Source organism: Massilia sp. BGA-UO-ETr-WB1 (genome assembly GCF_059567845.1).
This window is the reverse complement of sequence record NZ_JCAQOT010000025.1, coordinates 719,080-734,556: the sequence shown is the minus strand read 5'-3', so window position 1 is coordinate 734,556 and position 15,477 is coordinate 719,080. Positions and strand designations below refer to the sequence as shown.

General features: G+C 66.0%; 12 protein-coding genes. 8 read left to right on the top strand and 4 right to left on the bottom strand.

Annotated elements, in window-relative coordinates; genetic code table 11:
• Nucleotides 1–127: 127 nt before the first annotated feature.
• Together AC56DV_RS21500 and AC56DV_RS21495 are read left to right on the top strand one after the other, a co-directional pair.
• A complete protein-coding gene (locus tag AC56DV_RS21500; protein WP_496316259.1) occupies nucleotides 128–1,414 on the top strand; it encodes a Glu/Leu/Phe/Val family dehydrogenase in 1,287 nt (428 codons plus the stop codon).
• 155 nt (nucleotides 1,415–1,569) lie between these two features.
• Nucleotides 1,570–2,802: a malic enzyme-like NAD(P)-binding protein gene (locus tag AC56DV_RS21495; RefSeq protein WP_496316258.1), complete on the top strand. Its 1,233-nt coding sequence runs from the start codon at nucleotides 1,570–1,572 to the stop codon at nucleotides 2,800–2,802.
• A 42-nt stretch (nucleotides 2,803–2,844) separates the two neighbouring features.
• Here AC56DV_RS21495 and AC56DV_RS21490 read toward each other — a convergent pair whose 3' ends face one another.
• Entirely contained in the window at nucleotides 2,845–4,665 is a 1,821-nt protein-coding gene (locus AC56DV_RS21490; protein ID WP_496316257.1) for a DUF885 domain-containing protein, read from the bottom strand.
• A gap of 81 nt (nucleotides 4,666–4,746) precedes the next feature.
• Nucleotides 4,747–5,943, bottom strand: coding sequence for a selenoneine synthase SenA (gene senA / locus AC56DV_RS21485; protein WP_496316256.1), 1,197 nt, complete (start codon nucleotides 5,941–5,943; stop codon nucleotides 4,747–4,749).
• A gap of 77 nt (nucleotides 5,944–6,020) precedes the next feature.
• On the opposite strand from senA, the gene selD reads away from it, so the two are divergent.
• The 6 genes from selD (at nucleotide 6,021) to AC56DV_RS21455 (ending at nucleotide 13,136) form a co-directional block, all read left to right on the top strand.
• Nucleotides 6,021–7,067, top strand: coding sequence for a selenide, water dikinase SelD (gene selD / locus AC56DV_RS21480; protein WP_496316255.1), 1,047 nt, complete (start codon nucleotides 6,021–6,023; stop codon nucleotides 7,065–7,067).
• 485 nt (nucleotides 7,068–7,552) lie between these two features.
• Complete coding sequence (locus AC56DV_RS21475) at nucleotides 7,553–7,807, top strand: PEP-CTERM sorting domain-containing protein (RefSeq protein ID WP_496316254.1); 255 nt, start codon at nucleotides 7,553–7,555, stop codon at nucleotides 7,805–7,807.
• Nucleotides 7,808–8,268: 461 nt separating this feature from the next.
• Complete coding sequence (leuA, locus tag AC56DV_RS21470; protein WP_496316253.1) at nucleotides 8,269–9,975, top strand: 2-isopropylmalate synthase; 1,707 nt, start codon at nucleotides 8,269–8,271, stop codon at nucleotides 9,973–9,975.
• The gene (locus AC56DV_RS21465; RefSeq protein ID WP_496316252.1) at nucleotides 9,972–10,910 is read left to right on the top strand and encodes an alpha/beta fold hydrolase; all 939 of its coding nucleotides are present in this window, start codon (nucleotides 9,972–9,974) and stop codon (nucleotides 10,908–10,910) included. The genes leuA and AC56DV_RS21465 overlap by 4 nt, the downstream gene beginning before the upstream one ends.
• A gap of 107 nt (nucleotides 10,911–11,017) precedes the next feature.
• Entirely contained in the window at nucleotides 11,018–11,449 is a 432-nt protein-coding gene (locus AC56DV_RS21460) for a hypothetical protein (RefSeq protein ID WP_496316251.1), read from the top strand.
• Nucleotides 11,450–11,516: 67 nt separating this feature from the next.
• Nucleotides 11,517–13,136, top strand: coding sequence for a methyl-accepting chemotaxis protein (locus AC56DV_RS21455; protein ID WP_496316250.1), 1,620 nt, complete (start codon nucleotides 11,517–11,519; stop codon nucleotides 13,134–13,136).
• Between the two features lie 31 nt (nucleotides 13,137–13,167).
• On the opposite strand, the gene egtB is transcribed toward AC56DV_RS21455, so the two are convergent.
• Together egtB and egtD are read right to left on the bottom strand one after the other, a co-directional pair.
• On the bottom strand, nucleotides 13,168–14,427 hold the full coding sequence (egtB, locus tag AC56DV_RS21450; RefSeq protein WP_496316249.1) for an ergothioneine biosynthesis protein EgtB: 1,260 nt from the start codon (nucleotides 14,425–14,427) through the stop codon (nucleotides 13,168–13,170).
• A gap of 14 nt (nucleotides 14,428–14,441) precedes the next feature.
• A complete protein-coding gene (gene egtD / locus AC56DV_RS21445) occupies nucleotides 14,442–15,443 on the bottom strand; it encodes an L-histidine N(alpha)-methyltransferase (protein ID WP_496316248.1) in 1,002 nt (333 codons plus the stop codon).
• Nucleotides 15,444–15,477 lie beyond the last annotated feature (34 nt).

The window sequence follows — 15,477 nt, the reverse complement described above, 5'->3', positions numbered from 1 at the left end:
TGCATAGGCGGATGCGCATACAGCATTAGCCGCCTTGCAGAGCTCCAGCCTATGATTCGCCTCGCTAACGCAACGCCACAAGCACCGCGTCGAACGAAGAATCCATCGAATAAAACAGGAGCCAAGCATGACCACCCAACACGCACTGCCGTCCTACCTCAATCCAGAAGATCTCGGTCCATGGGGCCAGTACCTGAAGCAGATCGACCGCGTTACCCCGCACTTGGGCAGCCTGTCGCGCTGGGTGGAAACGCTGAAGCGCCCCAAGCGCATCCTGACCGTTGACGTGCCGATCGAGCGCGACGACGGCTCCATCGCCCACTACGAAGGCTACCGCGTGCAGCACAACATGTCGCGCGGCCCGGGCAAAGGCGGCGTGCGCTTCCACCAGGACGTGACCCTGTCCGAAGTGATGGCCCTGTCGGCATGGATGACCGTGAAGAACGCGGCCGTGAACGTGCCATACGGCGGCGCCAAGGGCGGCATCCGCGTTGACCCGAAAACCCTGTCGCGCGGCGAACTGCAGCGCCTGACCCGCCGCTACACCAGCGAGATCAGCCTGATCATCGGCCCGAACAAGGACATCCCGGCGCCGGACGTGAACACCAACGAACAGGTGATGGCATGGATGATGGACTCCTACGCCATGATCGAGGGTAACCTGTCGACCGGCGTCGTGACCGGCAAGCCGATCTCGCTGGGCGGCTCGCTGGGCCGCCGCGAAGCAACCGGCCGCGGCGTGTTCGTGGTGGGCCAGGCGGCAGCGGCCAAGCGCGGCGTGGCAATCCAGGGCGCCCGCGTGGCGATCCAGGGCTTCGGCAACGTGGGCGGCGTAGCGGCAACCATGTTCGCCGATGCCGGCGCAAAAGTCATCGCCGTGCAGGACCACACCGGCACCGTGGTGCACTCGAACGGCCTGGACGTGGCACAATTGCACAAGCACGTAGCGGAAACGGGCGGCGTAAAAGGCTTCCCGGGCATCGAACAGTTCATGGACCGCGATGCATTCTGGGGCATTGAATCGGACATCCTGATTCCAGCCGCCCTGGAACAGCAGATCACCGCCGCCAATGCGCCGCTGATCCGCACCAAGATCATCCTCGAAGGCGCCAACGGCCCGACCACGCCGGAAGCGGACGACATCCTGTCCGACAAGGACATCCTGATCGTGCCGGACGTGCTGGCCAACGCCGGCGGCGTGACCGTGTCATACTTTGAGTGGGTGCAGGACTTCTCCAGCTTCTTCTGGAGCGAGGACGAGATCAATGCACGCCTGACGCGCATCATGCAAGACGCGTTCAACGCAGTCTGGGAAGTATCGCAAGACAAGAAGGTAACGCTGCGCACCGCGACCTTCATCCTGGCCTGCACCCGCGTGCTGCAAGCGCGTGAGGTACGCGGCCTGTACCCTTGATCAACACGCTGAGTAAGTGAAATCCACAGGCTGGAAGCGCACCGCGTACGCGGATAGTGTTGGTAATATCAGTTATTAGCCGCATTCAGTCATCACCACGCCTGCCCTGGCTTATGCTCGGGCAGGCGTTTTTCGCATATTAAAGGATTTGTTTCATGAGCACTTTCGAACAGAAGGCACTGGATTATCACAAGGCCGGCGGCCCGGGCAAAATCGCCATCGCCGTCACCAAGAGCGTCGCCAGCCAGGACGACCTGTCGCTGGCCTACTCGCCCGGCGTGGCCGTGCCCTGCGTTGAAATCCAGCGCGACCCTGCGCTGGCCTACGAGTACACCGCCAAGGGCAACCTGGTGGCCGTGATCACCAACGGCACCGCCGTCCTGGGCCTGGGCAATATCGGCGCGCTGGCCGGCAAGCCCGTGATGGAAGGCAAAGTGGTGCTGTTCAAGAAGTTCGCCGGCATCGACTCCTTCGACATCGAGATCGACGAAACCGATCCTGACAAGCTGGTCGACATCATCGCCGCGCTGCACCCGACCTTCGGCGGCATCAACCTGGAAGACATCAAGGCGCCGGAGTGCTTCTACATCGAGCGCAAGCTGCGCGAGCGCCTGTCGATCCCGGTGTTCCACGACGACCAGCACGGCACCGCCATCGTGGTCGGTTCGGGCCTGCTGAACGCGGTTGAAATGACCGGCCGCGACATCGCCGACATCAAGATCGTCTGCTCGGGCGCCGGCGCCGCCGCCATCGCCTGCCTGGATCTGATCCTGTCGCTGGGCGCGCGCCGCGAGAACATCTTCGTGTGCGACAGCAAAGGCGTGCTGACCACCGCGCGCGAACTGGACGGCGAGAAGAAAGCCTGGGCGCGCGACACGCAGGCCACCAAGCTGTCGCAAGTGATCGAAGGCGCGGACGTGTTCCTGGGCCTGTCCGGTCCCGGCCTGCTGTCGCAGGCGGACGTGAAATCGATGGCCAAGCAGCCCATCATCTTCGCGCTGGCCAACCCGGAGCCCGAGCTGCGCCCCGAGCTGGTGCGCGAAGTGGCGCCGGACGCCATCATCGCCACCGGCCGCTCGGACTATCCGAACCAGATCAACAACGCGCTGTGCTTCCCTTACCTGTTCCGCGCCGCGCTGGACTCGGGCGCAAGCACCATCAACCAGGAGATGAAGATCGCCTGCGTGGTGGCGCTGGCCGGCATGGCCCGCAGCGACGAGCGCTTCGGCAAGGACTACGTGGTGCCCGGCCTGCTGGATCCGCGCCTGCTGGTCGGCGTGACGCCGAAGATCGCCCAAGCCGCCTTCCGCAGCGGCGTGGCGCGCAAAGAGCTGGACGTGGAAGCCTACAGCGCCCACCTGGCCAAGCTGGGCGAATCGCTGATCTGATTGCAGTGGCGGGTTACGCGCTATGCGCGCCAACCCGCCGCCTCAGCTCCGCTTGCGCGCGGCCACCCAGTCGCTGACGACGTGCTCCAGCACCTTCAGCGGCAGGGCGCCGTGCGTCAGCACTTCTTCGTGGAAGGCCTTCAGGTCGAACTTGTCGCCCAGCTCCTGCTGCGCGTGCTCGCGCAACGACAGCATGGTCAGCATGCCCACCTTGTAGGCCAGCGCCTGCCCCGGCGATACGAAATAGCGCTCCACTTCCGCCGTCACGTCCCCCTCCGGCATGCCGGTGTTCTCCAGCATGTAAGCGATGGCCTGCTCGCGCGTCCAGCGTTTGTAGTGGATGCCGGTGTCGACCACCAGCCGCGTGGCGCGCATCATGTCGTCGCGCAGGCGGCCCAGCTTGTCGAGCTGCGTCTTCTCCCATCCCAGCTCGCTGGCCAGCCGCTCGGCATACAGCGCCCAGCCTTCCTGGTAAGCGCTGAACGGAATCACCTTGCGGAAGAACGGCACATCCTCCAGTTCCATCGCCACCGCGATCTGCAGATGATGGCCCGGCAAGCCTTCATGATGCGCCAGGGTGCGCATGGAGAACTTCGGCGTTTCGCTTACCGTGCGCATGTTCACGAAGAACACGCTGGGCCGTGAACCGTCGAACGCTCCGGGCTGGTAATAGGCGCCGGGCGCCGTGGCTTGCAGCGCGGCCGGCACCGGCTCCACGCGCAGCGCCAGGCGCGGACGCATGCTGAACGCCGAGCCCAGTTCTTTGCTGGCCTCGTCGATAATGGCGCGGTAGTGCGCCAGCATGGCGGCGCGGCCCTCCGCCGTATCCGGATATTTCTGCTCGGGCCGCGCCGACAGGCGCATCACGCGCTCGCCCAGGCTGCCTTCGTCCAGTCCCTGCTCCTTCAGGATGACATCCATCTCCGCACCCACGCGCGCCACCTCGGCCAGGCCCAGGCTGTGCACCTGCTGCGGCGTGAAGTCGGTGGTGGTGTGCATGCGTACCGCCCAGGCGTAGTAGTCGTCGCCGTCCGGCAGGCTCCACGCGCCGTCGTTCTTCAGTGCCTTGCCGCGCAGGGCGACGAAGTAGGCAATCAGGCTGCGGTAAGCCGGATAGACCTGGCCCTGCAGGGCCGCCTCGGTATCCGCCAGCAGCCTGGCGCGCGTGGCATCGTCCAGCGTCCCGGGCGGCAGCGCCGCCAGCTTGTCGCGCATGTCCAGGTACAGCCGGTGCTGCTGCGGCGGCGTGGCGACGAAGGCCTGCATCTGCCGCAGCACTTTCTCCACCGTGAAGCGCGGCGGCACGATGCCTTTGCTCTCGCTGAGCTTCATCCGCTCCAGCACCTGCGCGAACTTGACCGGGAAGCGGCGCAGGCGCGCGATGTAGTTTTCCGCATCGCCCGCGCCGGCGATGCGGTGCACCTGCACCATGAAGTCGGGCAGCGTGGCCTGGATGCCGTCGAGCTGGTTGACCGGGAAAGCGTGCGCCAGGTAGGGCTCGCCCTCCACCTGCATGGTCATGAAATAGTGCAGCGTGTCGTAGGACAGCTTGCCGTCGCGGTCCAGGTCCGCGCGGTCATAGCTCTCCAGCACCGCCAGGTTGTCCTTCATCTCCGCCATCACCTTGCGCTCATGGGCCGGCGAAGCGTCGTCCAGGCGGCTGCTGAAAAAATCCAGCCAGCGCGGCAGCACGCCGAACGAAGACAGCAGCTCCGGGCTGTCCATGGCGAAGGTGGCGAACACGCGCGTGTAGAACCAGTCCAGCCGCAGCGGCTTGAAGTGCGACGTGTGCGTCACCAGCAGCACGACAGCCAGCACGATGGCCGTCAGCGCCGTCAGCAACCAGGTTAACGCACGTTTCATTCATGACCTCGAGATTGTTAAATCAAGTTCTGATTTTATCAATTTTTCGAGCCGAAAACTGCCTGGCCTTTGAATACGCAGTTACCAGCTGCAGGTGCGCAAGCCTGCGAAGATGTCGTCCCGGCCCGGCAGGTGGAAATTGCGGAAACGGGCCGATCCCAGCCGCGACGGCGTGGCGAAGGAGGCGCCGCGCAGCACCTGGTGGGTGGCGAAGTGCGGCGCCGAGTATTCGCGCCACGGCCCCGCTTCGAAGCCGGGATACGGCTCGAACGGCGTGGCGGTCCATTCCCACAGCGGCCCCCAGCGGAACGCCGGATGCCCGGACAGGGCCGCGTATTCCCATTCCGCCTCGGTGGGCAGGCGCCGTTCGGCCCAGGCGCAGTAAGCCTGCGCTTCGAACAGGCTGATGTGGCGCACCGGCTCCGGCCCGGCCAGCGTGCTCAGATGGCCGAAGCGCATGGTGCGCCAGTAGGCCCCGTCGCGCTGCCAGTAGCGCGGCGCCGAGCGCTCCTGGCGCATCAGCCAGGCATTGCCGGCCGTGCTCCAGTACTGGCGCCGCTCATAGCCGCCGTCGGCCACGAAATCGGCATACTGCGCGTTGCTGACCAGCGCCGCGTCGATGCGAAACGGCGGCACGTAGCAGGCGTGGGACTGCAGTTCGTTGTCGAACACGAAGCCCACCCCGCCCTGGCTTCCCATGTGCAGTGTACCGCCCGGGAAGCCGATCTCGGACTGCTGCGGCCAGCTCGGCTCGTCGCGCGCCAGTTCCGGCGGCACCGCCACGCCCAGCGTCTGCAAGGCCGACAGCATGGCTTCGCCCTGCATGTCCTCGTAGGCCAGCGCCAGCCGGTAGGGATAGAGTTCGGTGTCGCTGCCGCCGCAGCGCGACAGCTGGTCCAGCACCCGGTCCAGCACTTCGCGGCAGTAGGTTTTCAGCGCGCCCGCGCTGGGCAGGTCCAGGTTCCAGCGCGCGCCGTGCGGCACGGTGTTGGCGTCGAACCAGTCGTCGCCCTTGCTCAGCAAGGCGTTCGGCTCGGCGTCGGCCGGGTGGCTGGAGGTGGCCTCGCGCAGCACGAACCACTCGGCGAACCAGGCCGTGCGGCCCAGCTCCCACAGCGGCGGATTGAGGCTGCGCAGCTGCGGCACGCGGATTGCCGCGTCCAGCCCGGCCGCCGCGGCGCAGTCGAACAGCGCCAGCGTGTAAGCCCGGGCATGCTGCAAGGCGTCCGCCAGTTGTTCCGGCCGGGCGTTGCGGAATGATGCATGAAGTGAGCTCATGGCTGATTGTAACCGAAGCTCCGGCGCAAGCGCCCGCCTGCAAGGCACTGCAGGCTTGTGATATCGTGACGGGCATTATGCAAACACCTATCAAACTCACCTCCTTTTCCCACGGCGGCGGCTGCGGCTGCAAAATCGCCCCTGGCGTGCTGTCGGAAATCCTGAAAAACACCCACGGCTTCCCGGTTCCGAAGGAACTGATGGTGGGCATCGAAACCTCGGACGACGCGGCCGTCTACAAGCTCAACGACGAGCAGGCGCTGATCGCCACCACCGATTTCTTCATGCCCATCGTGGACGATCCGTTCGACTTCGGCCGCATCGCCGCCACCAACGCCATCTCGGACGTGTACGCCATGGGCGGCACGCCCATCATGGCGCTGGCCCTGGTCGGCATGCCGGTCAACAAGCTGCCGATCGACACCATAGGCCAGATCATCAAGGGCGGCGAATCGATCTGCGCCGAGGCGGGCATTCCCATCGCCGGCGGCCACACCATCGATTCGGTGGAGCCGATCTACGGCCTGGTGGTGCTGGGCCTGGTGCATCCGTCCAAGGTCAAGCGCAACTCCGGCGCGCTGCCGGGCGACGTGCTGGTGCTGGGCAAGCCGCTGGGCGTGGGCGTGCTGTCGGCCGCGCTGAAGAAGGACAAGCTGGACGCGGACGGCTACGCCGCCATGATCGCCAACACCACCAAGTTGAACAAGCCGGGCCAGGCGCTGTCCGCGATGCCGGGCGTGCACGCCATGACCGACGTGACCGGCTTCGGCCTGCTGGGCCACCTGCTGGAGCTGGCGCGCGGCGCCGGCCTGGAAGCGCAGCTGGACATGGCCGCCATTCCGTTGCTGCCCGGCGTGGAGCAGCTGGCCACGGACGGCTACTTCACCGGCGCCTCCGGCCGCAACTGGGACGCCTACGGCAAGGACGTGACGCTGTCGGCCGCCATCACGCCGGCGCAGCAAGCCTTGCTGACCGACCCGCAGACGTCCGGCGGCCTGCTGGTGGCCTGCGATCCGGCCAGCGTGGACGAGGTGCTGGCGCTGTTCGCGCGCGAGGGCTTCGAGGCCGCCGCCGTGGTGGGCCGCACCGCCGCCGGCGCGCCGCGCGTGTGGGTCGCTGCATAAAGCTGTTTTGGCGAAAGAGTTAGCAAGATGGTATAATAAATAGTTAACCCTTCTTTTCCATATACAACTCCGATGATACGCAACAAACTGCTGAAACTCGCCCTCCCTTCCCTGTTCACCCTCCTCGCCAGTACTGGCGCTCACGCGGAAATCATCCAGTACAACTTCACTGCGAACAATGGTTATGTTGCCTTGCTCGGTGAAGGCACCCTGGACCCAGAATCCATTGCCGGCGGCCTGAGGGAAGGCGACACTCTGCACGGCACGTTTTCCTTCGACACCGAAAGGCCAGCCGATCTGGTCCAGGAATACCCAGACCTGTCCAGCGCACTCTACCTCGGCAACATTTCTCTGAGCGTCACCTTCGACCGTACCGGCTACACCTTGAGCACCAGCGATGCCTATGCATCGACGACGACGGTCATTCAACACAGCCTTGGAACTACGGGGATTCTCTCCAAATCAGCGGACCGGTCGAGTTATTCTTGTCCAACTTCTTCGGTACCGCGCTCTCCAACACCGAGCTGCCGACGGCCCTGTCCTTGTCGGACTTCGACGAAGCCAGGGTCAGCTTCAACTACTATTCGCCCACCGAATACAACTGGCTTGGCTTCAATGCCGATCTGACCAGCCTGACACGCGTCGGCGAGGTGCCTGAGCCGGCGACGTTTTCTTTGATGGCACTGGGATTGGGTCTGCTCGGCGTTTCGGTACGCCGTAAGAAGCGCCCAGCAGCCTGAGAGCCGTCATAGGCCAGCCTGCGCTGATCGGGGAGCTGCATTATTTAGCAACTCCCCATCAATTTTCTTGACATCCCTACTGCTGATCTCGTACATTAAAGCCCATGTTCCCGCATCCGCACCTATCCGCTTTCCTGCTGCCGGCTCCTAGCGCCCTATCGCTAGCGCCGCGCCTACTAGCACGCGCTTAAAAATCGCGTCTCAGTTGTACCCCTGCGCCGGCCACAAGCTGCGCAAGTCTCCCCAAAATCAGGAAAGTTTGCACCGATGTCCACCACGGCTATCCACACGCACCGTAGCACCGCACGCACCTTCGACGGTTTCGCGCTGCTACTGCTATCGCTACCGACCGGTTGCCTGGCCTAGCGTCTTCGTGGCCCGCCCGGCAGCCAACGCCACATCGCATGCGCCCATGATCGACATAGGGCTTTCCAAAATTCAGAAGACTCAGGAGTACCACCATGATGTTGCAAAACCCAGCAGCGAAATACCGCGCCTTCCCGGCTGTTCAATTGACCGACCGCACCTGGCCGAACGCCATCATCAGCAAGCCGCCAATCTGGATGAGCACCGATCTGCGCGACGGCAACCAGGCGCTGATCGAGCCGATGAGCCCGGAGAAGAAGCTGCGCTTCTTTGAAATGCTGATCAAGATCGGCATCAAGGAAATCGAAGTGGGCTTCCCTTCGGCCTCGCAGACCGACTTCGACTTCGTGCGCAAGCTGATCGACGAAGACCGCATTCCGGACGACGTCACCATCATCGTGCTGACCCAGTCGCGCGAAGAGCTGATCCGCCGCACCGTGGAAGCGGCGGCCGGCGCCAAGCGCGCCATCGTCCACCTGTACAACTCGGTGGCGCCGGTGTTCCGCAAGGTGGTGTTCGGCATGTCGCGCGAAGAGATCACCAACATCGCCACCACCGGCACCACGCTGGTGAAAGAGCTGGTGGCCCAGCACCCGCAAACCGACTGGGGCTTCGAATACACGCCGGAATCGTTCTCCACCACCGAACTCGATTTCTCCAAGCATATCTGCGACGCCGTCAGCGCCATCTGGAAGCCGACCCCGCAGAAGAAGATGATCATCAACATGCCGTCGACCGTGGAGTGCAGCACGCCCAACGTGTATGCCGACCAGATCGAGTGGATGTCGCGCAAGCTGGAGCGCCGCGATTCGCTGATCCTGTCGGTGCACCCGCATAACGACCGCGGCACCGCCATCGCCGCCGCCGAACTGGCCGTCATGGCCGGCGCAGACCGCGTGGAAGGCTGCCTGTTCGGCAACGGCGAGCGCACCGGCAACGTGGACCTGGTGACCCTGGCATTGAACCTGTACACCCAGGGCGTGCACCCGGGCCTGGACTTCTCCGACATCGACAGCGTGCGCAAGCTGGTCGAGGAATGCAACCAGCTGCCGGTGCACCCGCGCCACCCTTACGTGGGCGACCTGGTGTTCACCGCCTTCTCCGGTTCGCACCAGGACGCGATCAAGAAGGGCTTCGCCAAGCAGCAGCCGGACCAGCCATGGGAAATCCCCTACCTGCCGATCGACCCGCAAGACCTGGGCCGCAGCTACGACGCCGTGATCCGCGTAAACAGCCAGTCCGGCAAGGGCGGCATGGCCTATCTGCTCGAGCAGGACTTCGGCCTGGTGCTGCCGCGCCGCCTGCAGATTGAATTCAGCCGCGCGGTGCAGGCGGTGGCCGACCAGACCGGCCTGGAGATCACCTCCGAAGGCATCCACCAGATCTTCAGCCGGGAATACCTGGAGCAGACCGCGCCTTACGCCTACAGCTCGCACAAGATGCAGGAAGACACCACCAGCGACGAGCCGGTGCAGATCGACATCGCCCTCAGCCACCGTGGCGCCAGCATGGCGCTGCAAGGCGGCGGCAATGGCCCGATCGACGCCTTCGTCGACGCGCTGGGTCTGGACATCAAGCTGATGGACTACCATGAGCACTCGATCGGCTCCGGCGCCAACGCCAAGGCGGCCTGCTACGTTGAGCTGCGGCTGGAAAACGGCCCGACTCTGTTCGGCGCCGGCATCGACAGCAACATCGTCACCGCCTCCTTCAAGGCCGTTCTGAGCGCCGTCAACCGCCAGATCAAGCAGAAGGAAGCCGCCGCAGCCCCTGCCGCCACCGGCGCGGAAGCCGCGGCATGATGCGGGTGCCCATGTTCTCCGGGGCGGCTGCCGCCGCCCTCCTGCTCGCCGCCGCCAGCACCCACGCCGCCCCGCCTGCGGGGCAGGATGCTTACGCCAGCGGGCAGGTCAAGGTGGACGTGGGCGACCGCAAGCTGAATATGTACTGCATGGGCAAAGGCTCGCCGACCGTGCTGTTCGAAGCGGACGGCGGACGCGCGGGCTGGGACTGGTCCGCCGTGCAGCCGGAAGTGGCCAAGCGCACCCGCGCCTGCGTCTACGACCGCGCCGGCATGGGTTTCAGCGACCCTGCCACCCGCGCCGCCACGGCGGGCAACGCCACCAAGGATCTGCACTTCCTGCTGAAGAACGCGCGCATGGACGGGCCGTACGTGGTGGTGGGCGCCGGCTTCGGCGCCATGATCGCGCAGCAGTTCGCCGCGCGCGGACGCGACAACGTCACCGGCCTGGTGCTGGTGGAGCCGCCGGCCGACGAAGCGCTGGCCGCAGCGCCGGCGGCCGGTGCCGGCCCGCATCCGCAGGCTGCGGCGCTGGACGCCGCGCTGGCCTGCCTGGACGCCGCCAACAGCGGCAAGACGGCATCCGCCCCGGCCTGCGCCTACGCTCCCGGCGGCGAAACCGGCCCCAAACTGGCTGCCGCGCAGGCGGCGCAGGTGGCCAAGCCAGCCTACTGGCGCTCACGCGCCTCCGAAATCGACAACCTGGCCGCCAGCGCCAGCCAGCTGCGCGCGGCGCGCAAAACCTACGGCGACATGCCGCTGGTGGTGCTCACGCGCGGCCCGTCGGCCGAACCGGCCGCAGCGCAGCAACTGGCCGCCCTGTCCACGCGCGGCAGCAGCGCCGTGGTGCAGGACGCCGGCCAATCCATCCTGTTCGCCCGGCCGGAAGCGGTCGTCAGCGCCGTAATAGGCGTTCTGGACCAACAGTCGCCTTAATCGTCCGATCGCCTGCTGTGTCATTCACATGAATGACGCGCCCCCGTCCCGGCGAGCCTAGACTGCGTAGACTGCCTAGACTGTCATTGCGAAGGATGGACCACATCATGAAAACCCTCATCGTGGCGGGCCTGCTCGCCTCTGCATCGCTGCTGGCCGGCGCCCAGAACGCCGGCGACACCGTGACCATCCCCGCCCCCGTGCGCCAGATCGAAGCGCCCGCGCCCGGGCAGATCATCCCCATGCAGCGCGAGGAATTCCAGCACTTCGCCGGCGCCTACAACCTGGCCAACGGCCAGACGCTTTACCTGCGGCGCGTGGACAAGCGCTACTTCGCCAGGGTGGACGACTGGGCCGAACACCAGATCGTGGCCATCGGCTCGAACGACTTCGTGGCGCTGGACCGCCAGCTCAAAATGCGCATCGAACTGCAGCCCTATGGCCAGGTGAACGGCGAACTGCTGATCGCCGTGCCGCCCGTGAACCCGGCGCAAAACGGTGCGCAGCAGCCACAGCTCCTCCATCTGGCCTTCCGCTGATTCCAAGCCCCCTTCTCCTCCTGATTGTTGCTATACTTTATTGCATTGCAACATTCGGGGGGGGAGCATGAAACTGGCGAATCTGAATATCGGAGCCCGGCTCGGGCTGGGCTTCGGCGCGGTTCTGCTGCTGATGGCGGCGCTGATCGGGATGGGCCTGCAACGGCTCTGGGAGATCGGCGAGCTGAACGCCACCATGGTGGATAAGGACTGGCGCAAGGCCGATGCCGCCGCCACCATCGCCGCCACCACGCGCGCCAATTCGGCGCTGGTGCTGGAACTGTTCATCGTCACCGACAAGACGGCCGAGGCGCGCATCCACGCCGACATCGAAGCCAATAAAAAGACCATCTCCGGCGCGCTGGAGCTGCTGGACCAGCTGGTCTACCTCCCCGAAGGCAAGGCCATGCTGGCGGCGATACGCGCGCACCGGGCGCAGTATGTGCAGTCCTTCGGCAAGGTGTCCAAGCTGATCGCCGCCGGCCAGCGCGACGAGGCCGCGCAACTGATGTCCAGCGAAACGCTGCCGGTGCTGGCCGCGCTGCAAGGCAGCGTCAAGCAGCTGAACGATCTGCAGCGCGGCATCGTCACCGCGCATGGCGCAAAGGTGAAAGACAATATCGGCATGGCGGAGCGCATGATGGCCGGCGTGGGCCTGGTGGCGCTGCTGCTGGGCGTGGCGTTCGCATGGCGCGTCACGCGCTCGATCACCACGCCTATCGGCCACGCGCTGCGGGTGGCACGCGCCGTCGCGGCGGGCGACCTTACCAGCCAGATCAAGGCCGACACGCGCTGCGAAGCAGGCCAGTTGCTGGAAGCGCTGAAGGAAATGAACGGCAGCCTGGCGCACATCGTCGGCCAGGTGCGCAGCGGCACCGGCGCGATTGCCACCGCGTCCGGCCAGATCGCCAGCGGCAATATGGACCTTTCCGCGCGCACCGAGGCGCAAGCGAGCGCGCTGGAACAGACCGCCTCCTCCATGATCGAGCTGACCGCCACCGTGCGCAACAACAGCGACAACGCGCGCCAGGCCAACCAACTGGCGCAAAGCACGGCAGCGGTGGCGCAGCGCGGCGGCAGCGTGGTGTCGCAGGTGGTGGACACCATGGGGTCGATCAATGCCTCCTCGCGCAGGATTGCGGATATTGTCGGCGTCATCGACGGCATCGCCTTCCAGACCAATATCCTGGCGCTGAACGCTGCGGTGGAGGCGGCGCGCGCCGGGGAACAGGGACGCGGCTTTGCGGTGGTGGCGTCCGAAGTGCGCACCCTGGCGCAGCGTTCGGCCAGCGCGGCCAGGGAAATCAAGGAATTGATCGCCGATTCGGTGGGCAAGGTGGACGCGGGCGCCAAGCTGGTCGAGCATGCCGGCAGCACCATGGAGGAGGTGGTCGCCAGCGTTCAGCGCCTGAGCGACATCGTCGGCGAGATCACGCTGGCCAATCACGAGCAGACCGACGGCATTGAGCAGATCAACGTCGCGATTGGGCAGATGGATCAGACCACGCAGCAGAACGCTGCGCTGGTGGAGGAAGCCGCGGCGGCGGCGGCGGCCATGCATGACCAGACCGGTGCGCTGCAGGCGGTGGTGAGCCGGTTCCGCCTGGCCGAAGGCCAGGGCCACGCGCACGGCGACGCCCACATTGAGCCGCCTGCCCGCGCGCTGCTGGAACGGCGCGCCGCGTGACGGCTTGACGGCGCGGCGCCGGCGCCGGCGCCTAGCGCCGCGCCAGGCGGATGCCGGTGAATTGCCAGCGGGCGCCGGCAGGGAAAAAATTGCGGTAGCTGGCGCGCGCGTGTCCGCCCGGCGTGGCGCAAGACGAACCGCGCAGCACGTACTGGTTCAGCATGAACTTGCCGTTGTACTCGCCCAGCGCGCCCGGAGCCGTCTCGTAGCCGGGATACGGCCCGTAGCTGCTGCTGGTCCATTGCCAGCAGTGGCCGAACATCTGCCGCAGCCCGGCGTTGCCGCCCTCCCGCGCGGCGGCCGGATGCAGGTCGCCGGTTTCCACCGCAAGCTGCTGCGCCGCGAACTCCCACTCCCCCTCTGTCGGCAGGCGCGCGCCGCGCCAGTGCGCGTAGGCGTCCGCCTCGAATAGCGACAGGTGCGTGGCCGGGCCTTGCGGGTCCAGCGGCTGCAGGCCGAACAGCGTGAACTCGGACCACCGCCCGTCCGCCTCGTCGCGCAGCCAGTACATCGGCTTGCGCAGGCCTTGCGTGCAAACCCAGTCCCAGCCCTCGGCCAGCCAGAGCGACGGCGTCTCGTACCCGCCGGCCTCGATGAACGCCAGGTACTCGCCGTTCGTCACCAGGCGCGCAGCCAGCGCGAACGGCGCCACATACTGGCGGTGGCGCGGCAGCTCATTGTCGAAGCAGAAGCCTTCGCCGCCGTGGCCGATCTCGGTCAGCCCGCCGTCAAAGGCGATCCATTCGGGCCCGGCTGCGGGAGGGGCGCCGGCCGGCGCCCCGGCGCGCTGAACGTAGGCCGGATGCAAGGGATTCTGCGCCAGCAGGTGCTTCACGTCCGTCAGCATCAATTCCTGGTGCTGCTGCTCGTGCTCGAGCCCCAGCGTGACCAGCATTTCCAGCTGCCCGCGCTGCGGCGCCGGCAGCTCGCCCGCGAACAGGCGCGCCATGCGCACGTCCACATTGGCGCGGTAGGCCTTCACCTCGGCCAGCGCGGGCCGCGTCAGCAAGCCGCGCTGCGGGCGCGGATGCTTTTCGCCGATGCCGTTGTAATAGGAATTGAACAGCACCCGGAACGCGGGATGGAAGGGCGCGAAGTCCGCCTCCATGCGCTCCAGGATGAACGTTTCGAAGAACCACGTGGTGTGCGCCAGGTGCCACTTGATGGGGCTCGCGTCCGGCATCGACTGCGCGCCGCAGTCCTCGTCCGACAGCGGCTCGGCCAGCGCCAGCGAACGCTCGCGCACCGTGTTGTAGCGCGCGATCCAGCGCGCGGGGTCGGTCATGTGCATAGTCTGGTGCCCGGTCAGTCGCCTATCGCCCTGGCGTGCAGCACCGCGAACCACCCGGCGTCGTCGGTCCAGGTGCGCGTGGCGGCGAAGCCGGCTTCCTGCAGCAGGTCGATAAAGCTGCGCCGCGTGTACTTGTAGCTGTCTTCCGTATGAATCCGCTCGCCGCGCGCGAAATGACGCTGGTAGTCCGGCCAGCTCACCGTCAATGCCTCGCGCGCCTCCAGGTGCATCTCGACCCGGCTTTCCTCGGCGTTGAAGAAGGCCCGGTGCTGCCACTGCGTGACGTCGAAGTCGGCGCCGATCAGATGGTTCAGGTGGCGCAGCATGTTCAGGTTGAACGAGGCCGTCACGCCGATCGCGTCGTCATAGGCCGCGTCCAGCACGGCGCCGTCCTTGATCAGGTCCACGCCGATCAGCAAGCCGCCGTCGCCCTGCTCGTTGGCGCGCATGCGGCGCAGGAAGGCGATCGCCTCGTGCGGCGCGAAGTTGCCGATCGATGAACCGGGATAAAAGAACACGCGCCGCTCGGGCCGCACGCTGGCCGGCAGATGGAAGCTGCGCGAAAAATCCAGCCCCAGCGGCGTCATTTCGATGTGCGGGAAACGCTGCTGCAAGCGGCTCACCGCTTCCAGCAGGAAATCGCGCGAAATATCGACCGGCACGTACTGCGCCGGATGCAGCAGCGGGAACAGGCCGGCCGCCTTGGCGCAGTTGCCCGCCCCCAGGTCGATCAGCGTGGAACCGCGCCCCGCCGCCTGCGCAATCTCGGCGCCGTGGCGCTCAAAGATGGACGCCTCGGTGCGCGTGGGATAGTATTCGGGCAGCTCGCAGATCGCTTCGAACAGCTTGGAACCGAGGCTATCGTATAAATACTTGGGCGAAGTGTAGGCCCGCTCGGCCAGCAAGCCGGTACTGATCTCGGCGATGGCGGCTGGGCTGCCCTGCGGAACGCCGGCTGGCCGGCTGGGAATATCAGGCGGAATCACGCGGATCGCCGCAGTACGGGACATAGGCATATTGTGCTCAGTCAAGTTGGTCGGCCATCACCGG